Origin of the sequence: Phenylobacterium sp. (assembly GCF_041920015.1) — a bacterium.
Taxonomy (GTDB): domain Bacteria; phylum Pseudomonadota; class Alphaproteobacteria; order Caulobacterales; family Caulobacteraceae; genus Phenylobacterium.
This window is the reverse complement of the sequence record NZ_JAYRST010000017.1, coordinates 44,222-50,221: the sequence shown is the minus strand read 5'-3', so window position 1 is coordinate 50,221 and position 6,000 is coordinate 44,222. Positions and strand designations below refer to the sequence as shown.

General features: G+C 67.7%; 3 protein-coding genes. 2 read left to right on the top strand and 1 reads right to left on the bottom strand.

Translation table 11 applies throughout. The features are described from left to right. The first annotated feature begins 399 nt into the window (after positions 1–399). Together tldD and ACE3TL_RS05840 are read left to right on the top strand one after the other, a co-directional pair. The gene (gene tldD, locus ACE3TL_RS05845) at positions 400–1,830 is read left to right on the top strand and encodes a metalloprotease TldD (RefSeq protein WP_374577784.1); all 1,431 of its coding nucleotides are present in this window, start codon (positions 400–402) and stop codon (positions 1,828–1,830) included. A 130-nt stretch (positions 1,831–1,960) separates the two neighbouring features. Next, positions 1,961–4,012, top strand: a complete 2,052-nt coding sequence (locus ACE3TL_RS05840) for a TonB-dependent receptor plug domain-containing protein (RefSeq protein ID WP_374577783.1) — start codon at positions 1,961–1,963, stop codon at positions 4,010–4,012. 97 nt (positions 4,013–4,109) lie between these two features. On the opposite strand, the gene ACE3TL_RS05835 is transcribed toward ACE3TL_RS05840, so the two are convergent. After that, positions 4,110–5,912, bottom strand: coding sequence for a peptide MFS transporter (locus tag ACE3TL_RS05835; protein ID WP_374577782.1), 1,803 nt, complete (start codon positions 5,910–5,912; stop codon positions 4,110–4,112). Positions 5,913–6,000: the final 88 nt, after the last annotated feature.

Genomic DNA, 6,000 nt, shown 5'->3' with positions numbered 1-6,000 from the left:
GCGCCCGCCGCGGCGGCCGCCGCCCACGTCCGCATGCCCTGAACCCTAGACTTCATGTCCCCTCGGTCTGCTTGGCCGGCCGCGCCTCGCGAAAGACGATCGCCCCCGCCGACTGGAATCGAGGCGGCGCCCCGCAAACTTGCGAGACCCCGCCCTTAAGTCGGGGTCCATACGCGCTCTCCCGAGGCTTGCCAAGACGCCAAGCCCCCCTATGGCGCAATGTCTCGGCGTCAACTGCGCGTCATGGGACCGCGGGGGACGGAAAATGGCGTAATCGGCCGATCTGTCGGCAGGTTGCCGACCTGGGCTCGCAACAACCTGCCGCATGGCCCGGCATGGGGTGACGTTTGCCCGCCAAGCCCCTATTTCTGTGGGCTCGTATCGCGAAAGCCCGAAGTGATGAACGCCCTGACCTCCGCCCCCTCGATCCTCGACTCCGCCGGCGTCGCTCCAGAACGGGCGCGCGAGATCCTCGGCGAAGCCCTGGCCGGCGCCGACGATGGCGAACTGTTCGTCGAGCGCTCGGAGAGCGAAGCCTTTTTGTTCGACGACGGACGGCTGAAGTCGGCCTCATATGATTCGTCGGAAGGGTTCGGCCTGCGGGTGGTGGCGGGCGAGACTGCCGGCTACTCGCATTCGAGCGAAGTGTCGGAGGCGGCGCTGAAGCGGGCGGGACAATCCTCGGCCCTGGCCAAGCGGGGCTATTCCGGCGTCTCGGCCGAAGGTCCGCGCGCGACCAACGCCAAGCTCTATGGCGAGGACGACCCGACCGCCTCGCCGGCTTTCTCGGACAAGGTCTCCCTGTTGCAGGAGATCGACGCCTGGATGCGCGCGCGCGATCCGCGCGTGGTGCAGGTGATGGCCAGCCTGGCGGGCGAGCGGCGGACGGTGGAGATCCTGCGCGCCGACGGCAGGCTGATCCGCGACGTGCGCCCGCTCTGCCGGATCAATGTGCAGGTGACGGTCGAAAAGGACGGCCGGCGCGAGAACGGCTTCGCCGGCGCCGGCGGCCGGGCCGGCTTCGACGCCTGGATCACGCCGGAGAAGTGGCAGGAGCAGGCCGAGGAAGCCCTGCGCCAGGCATTGGTCAATCTGGACGCCGTCCCCTGCCCGGCCGGCGAGATGGATGTGGTGCTGGGCCCCGGCTGGAACGGGGTGCTGCTGCACGAAGCCGTCGGCCATGGCCTGGAGGGCGACTTCAACCGCAAGGGCACCTCGGCCTTCTCGGGCCGCATCGGCGAGCGAGTGGCCGCGCCGGGCGTGACCGTCTTCGATGACGGCGCCCTGCCGGGCCGGCGCGGTTCGCTGACCGTCGACGACGAGGGCACGCCCACCGAACGCACCGTGCTGATCGAGGATGGCGTGCTGGTCGGCTACATGCACGACCGGATGAGCGCACGCCTGATGGGCATGGCCGCCACGGGCAACGGGCGGCGCCAGTCCTACGCCCACATGCCCATGCCGCGGATGACCAACACCGCCATGCTGGGCGGGAACCACAAGCGCGAGGAGATGATCGCCTCGACCAAGCGCGGGCTCTACTGCGCCAATTTCGGCGGCGGCCAGGTGGACATCACCAACGGCAAGTTCGTCTTCCAGTGCACCGAGGCCTATCTGATCGAGAACGGCAAGATCACCGCGCCGGTGAAGGGCGCGACCCTGATCGGCGATGGTCCGTCGGCCCTGACCCGCGTCACCATGATCGGCGACGATTTCGATTTCGATCCCGGGGTCGGGGTGTGCGGAAAGTCGGGCCAGAGCGTGCCGGTCGGCGTCGGCCAGCCCTCCCTGAAGATCACGGGACTGACGGTCGGCGGCACCAACATCTGAGGCCTGGCAAGGGATTTCGATCCCTAACCGGCTGATACATTTCGGATCTTTAATCCACCTTTCCTGGATTTAATTAGCGTCTCCCCCGGCGCGCGGGTCACTTGCGAGCGACCTTTGGGGAGTTCGTCACATGCTTGTTCCGGCCATGGCCTCGGCCCTCGCCCTGACCGCCGCCGCACAGGGCGAAGCGGCCGGGCCCGTCGCGGCCGAAGCGCCGACGTCCGCGCAGGCCGAAGGGGTCATCAGCTACCCGGCCGCCTATTTCGCCGGCGCCCAGGCGGGCAACGCCTGGGAGATGCTGCTGCGCCTGCCGGGCTTTGCGCTCGACACCGGCGATACCATCCGCGGCTTCGAGGGCGGCGGCGGCAACGCCCTGGTCGACGGCCAACGCCCCACCAGCAAGACCGACCCGCTGGACGAACTCCTGCGCCGCATCCCGGCCGCCCGAATCCAACGCATCGACCTGATCCGCGGCGGGGCGCCGGGGATCGACATGCAGGGCAAGACCGTGGTCGCCAATGTCGTGCGCAAGCCCGGAGGCGGACTGCGCGGCCTGGTCGCGGTCGCCAACAACGCGATCTACGATGGGCGCAACCACCACGGCGTCCGGCTGGAGCTGTCCGGCGGCAAGGACGGCCGCAACTGGGAAGGCTCGGCCCGCTACGGCTACGGGGCCGACGACGGCGGCGACGACGGCCCCGGCGTGAAGATCGGCCCGAACGGCGCGATCATCGAGCGGTCGCAGATCGAGTCCGAGAGCGATGGCCTGCAGAAGACCCTGACCGGCGCGTACGAACAGCCGCTGCTGGGCGGCAAGGCGCGGATCGACGGGCGCATGTTCTGGGACCACTGGAAGTTCGAGGAAGATCGCCAGATCACCGACCCGGTCTTCGAACTGCACACCACCGACGACGTCTATCTGCGCAAGGACACCGAACTGGGCGGCCGCTTCACCCGCAGTTTCGGCCCCAGGACCGACCTGGAATTCATCGGGATTCGCCAGACCCGCGACCAGGACATCACCTCCGCCTTCGCCTCGCCCGCCGAGACCGGCCGCTTCAACCTGCTGCGAGAGTCCAGCGAGACCATCGGCCGGGCGGTTGTGAAACGCCAGGTGTCCCCGGCCCTCAGCCTGGAGGTCGGCGGCGAAGGCGCGTTCAACAAGCTGGACAGCCACACCCACCTGGCCCTGGGCGGGGCGGAGGTCGAGCTGCCGGCGGCCAATGTCACGGTCGAGGAAACCCGCAACGAGGTCTTCGCCAAGGGGACCTGGCGGCCGGCCCAGGCGGTGACGCTGGAAGCCAGCCTGCGCTACGAAAGCTCTTCGATCTCGTCGGCGGGAGACGTCCAGCTCGAGAAGTCGCTGCATTTCGCCAAGCCGCGACTGGCGGCGACCTGGCAGGCCCTGCCGGACACCCAGCTTCGCCTGCGCGTCGAGCGCGTGGTCGGCCAGCTCGATTTCGACGATTTCGTCGCCGATTCCTCGCTGAACAAGGGGACGGTCACGGCGGGCAACCCCGACCTCAATCCCGAACAGGCCTGGGTGACGGAGGCGGCGGTCGAGCAGCGATTCTGGACCGATGGGGTCATCGTGGTCACCTACCGCCGCTCGGCGCTCGACGACGTGATCGACCGCGCGCTGATCTTCACCAGCGCCGGCGTCTTCGACGCGCCCAGCAACATCGGCGCGGGGACCAAGGACGAGCTGATCGTCAACCTGACCGTGCCGTTGTCGCGGCTGGGGCTTCCTGGCGCGCAGATCAAGGGCGAGGCGACCCGCCGCTGGTCGGAAGTGATCGATCCCACGACCGGGCGGGCGCGCGAAATCTCCGACCTGCGGCCGCTGGAGTGGGAGGCGACCTTCAGCCAGGACCTGCCGCGCTGGAAGGCCACCTGGGGGATCGACGTCTTCGGCGGGTGGCGCGAGACCTCCTATCAGTTCGACCGCGTCGCGACGGTGAAGCTGGAATCGGCCTGGGTTAAGCCGTTCGTGGAAATCCGGCTGCAACCGGACCTGATGCTGCGGATGGAGCTGAACAACCTGGTCGAACGCGGCATCCGCACGACCCGGAACATCTATTCCGGACCGCGGGACGTCAGCCCCCTGGCGTTCACCGACGACCGCGACCTGACATTCGGCCGGACCTTCTACGTCCGCCTGCGCAAGACGTTCGGCGCCTAGGTCGTGGAGACGATTTAGAGTCCTCGTAACCTAGTCAATGAAAGGCGGCCAGACGCTCGCGCATCCGGCCGCCTTTGGCTCCAGGCTCGCCCGGCCGTCAGGCCGTGCGGTCGGCGCTGAGGCTTTCCGGCTCGGGCCGGGCATGACCTTCGGCGGTGTTGGCGCCGTGCGCCCAGTGCTTGATGAAGAAGCTGAGCACGACGAAGACGACGCCGACGCCGACGCCGGCCCAGCCTAGCTTGTTGAAGCCGTCCATCGAGGTGGCCAGGGCCGCGGCCGGGTCCAGCACCTGGCCGCCGACCGTCTCGGCCCCCATGGCGCCGGCGATCAGTCCGCCGACGAACTGGGCGATGGAGGAAGCCAGGAACCACACCGCCATCATGAACGACACCACCGAGGCGACCGACAGCTTGGTCACTTCGGAAAGGCCGACGGGCGAGAGGAAGAGCTCGCCGGTGGTGTGCAGCATGTAGAGCAGGGCCAGTATGATGAGCGGCAGGCGATAGTTCTCGTCGGCCATGCCCTGGGCCCAGACCACGACCAGGAAGCCGAGGCCGACCTGCAACAGGCCGAAGCCGAACTTCAGCACCGGGTTCGGGTCCTTGCCGCGCGCGCCGAGCCAGGCCCAGAGGGCGGCGAAGATCGGGGCGAAGATCAGGATGAAGCCGGCGTTGAACGACTGGGTCTGGGCCGCCGAGACGCCCATCAGGTCGACGTTGCGGGCCGCGAACAGGTTGAGCGAGGTGCCGGCCTGTTCGAACAGGGTGAAGAACACCACCGAGCCCAGCACCAGCACCATGGCCAGCATCATCCGCTCGCGCTCGATCTTGTTGCACTTGGTCGCCAGGAAATAGGCGATGAAGATCAGCGACAGGACCGTGGAGATGGCCAGGGCGTAGCCGACGAGCTGGTTGTTCTGGACCAGGAACCACACCGGCAGGACGCCGAGAATCCCGCCGAGATAGATCAGCCATTCGCGGTTGATCGGACCGGCGACGCGGGCCTTGAGCAGTTCGGGATTGGGCGGTTCGCCCTTGCCTTCGAGGTAGCGCTTGCCGAACACGAAGACGACCCAGCCCAGCGCCATGCCGACGCCGGCGAGGCCGAAGCCCGCCCACCAGCCGACCGTCTGGCCGAGCAGGCCGCAGAGCACCGAGGCCCAGAAGGCGCCGAGATTGATGCCGTAATAGTAGAGGGTGAAGCCGGAATCCCGGCGTGGATCGCCCTGCGGATAGAGCTGGCCGACGATGGTCGAGATGTTCGGCTTGAGGAACCCGACCCCCATGATGATGAGCGAGACCGCCAGGTAGAAGGCGTTCTTGCCGAGGGGATCGACCTGCTTCTCCATCGTGAAGCTGCCTTCCGGCAACACGGTCGGCAAGGCGCCGCCGGCAGGAAGCCCCTTGATCTCCAGACCGCCGTTGGCGGCGGGGCCGAAGTCGTAGGCCTTGTCGCCGACCATCAGCTTGACGCTGCGCGACTCCATCCGGCCCTCGGCCGCCACCTCGTACCTCTGACCGCCATAGACCAGTTGCTGGGTGGCGGGCGTTCCCTCGACCGCCATGGTCAGGTGGCCGGCGACCAGCAGCAGGGCGCCGAAGGCCACCGCCTTGCGGGTGCCCAGATAGCGGTCGGCCACCAGGCCGCCAAGCAGCGGCAGGAGATAGACGAGGCTGGTGTAGGAGCCGTACTGCGCCCCGGCGGTGGCGTCGTCGAACAGCAGGTGCTGAGTCAGGTAGAAAATCAGGATGCCCCGCATCCCGTAGTAGGAAAACCGCTCCCACATCTCGGCGAAGAACAGGATGATCAATCCGCGCGGATGCTGTTTCAGCAACTGCAGGAGCACGGGGATGCCGGTCGCCAAGGTGATGACGATCCCCAGAAGGACTACGATGTTCATGAGGGCCTGGTGTTCCGATTGCTTGGGCGGGCCGGCGTCATATCGGGGTCGTTTCCTCCCAGCCGGGCCGATTTGGCGCGAGAAGATC

Coding starts and splice junctions, on each gene's coding strand:
- tldD (WP_374577784.1), top strand. CDS start 400: ATGAACGCCCTGACCTCCGCCCCCTCGATCCTCGACTCCGCCGGCGTC.
- ACE3TL_RS05840 (WP_374577783.1), top strand. CDS start 1,961: ATGCTTGTTCCGGCCATGGCCTCGGCCCTCGCCCTGACCGCCGCCGCA.
- ACE3TL_RS05835 (WP_374577782.1), bottom strand. CDS start 5,912: ATGAACATCGTAGTCCTTCTGGGGATCGTCATCACCTTGGCGACCGGC.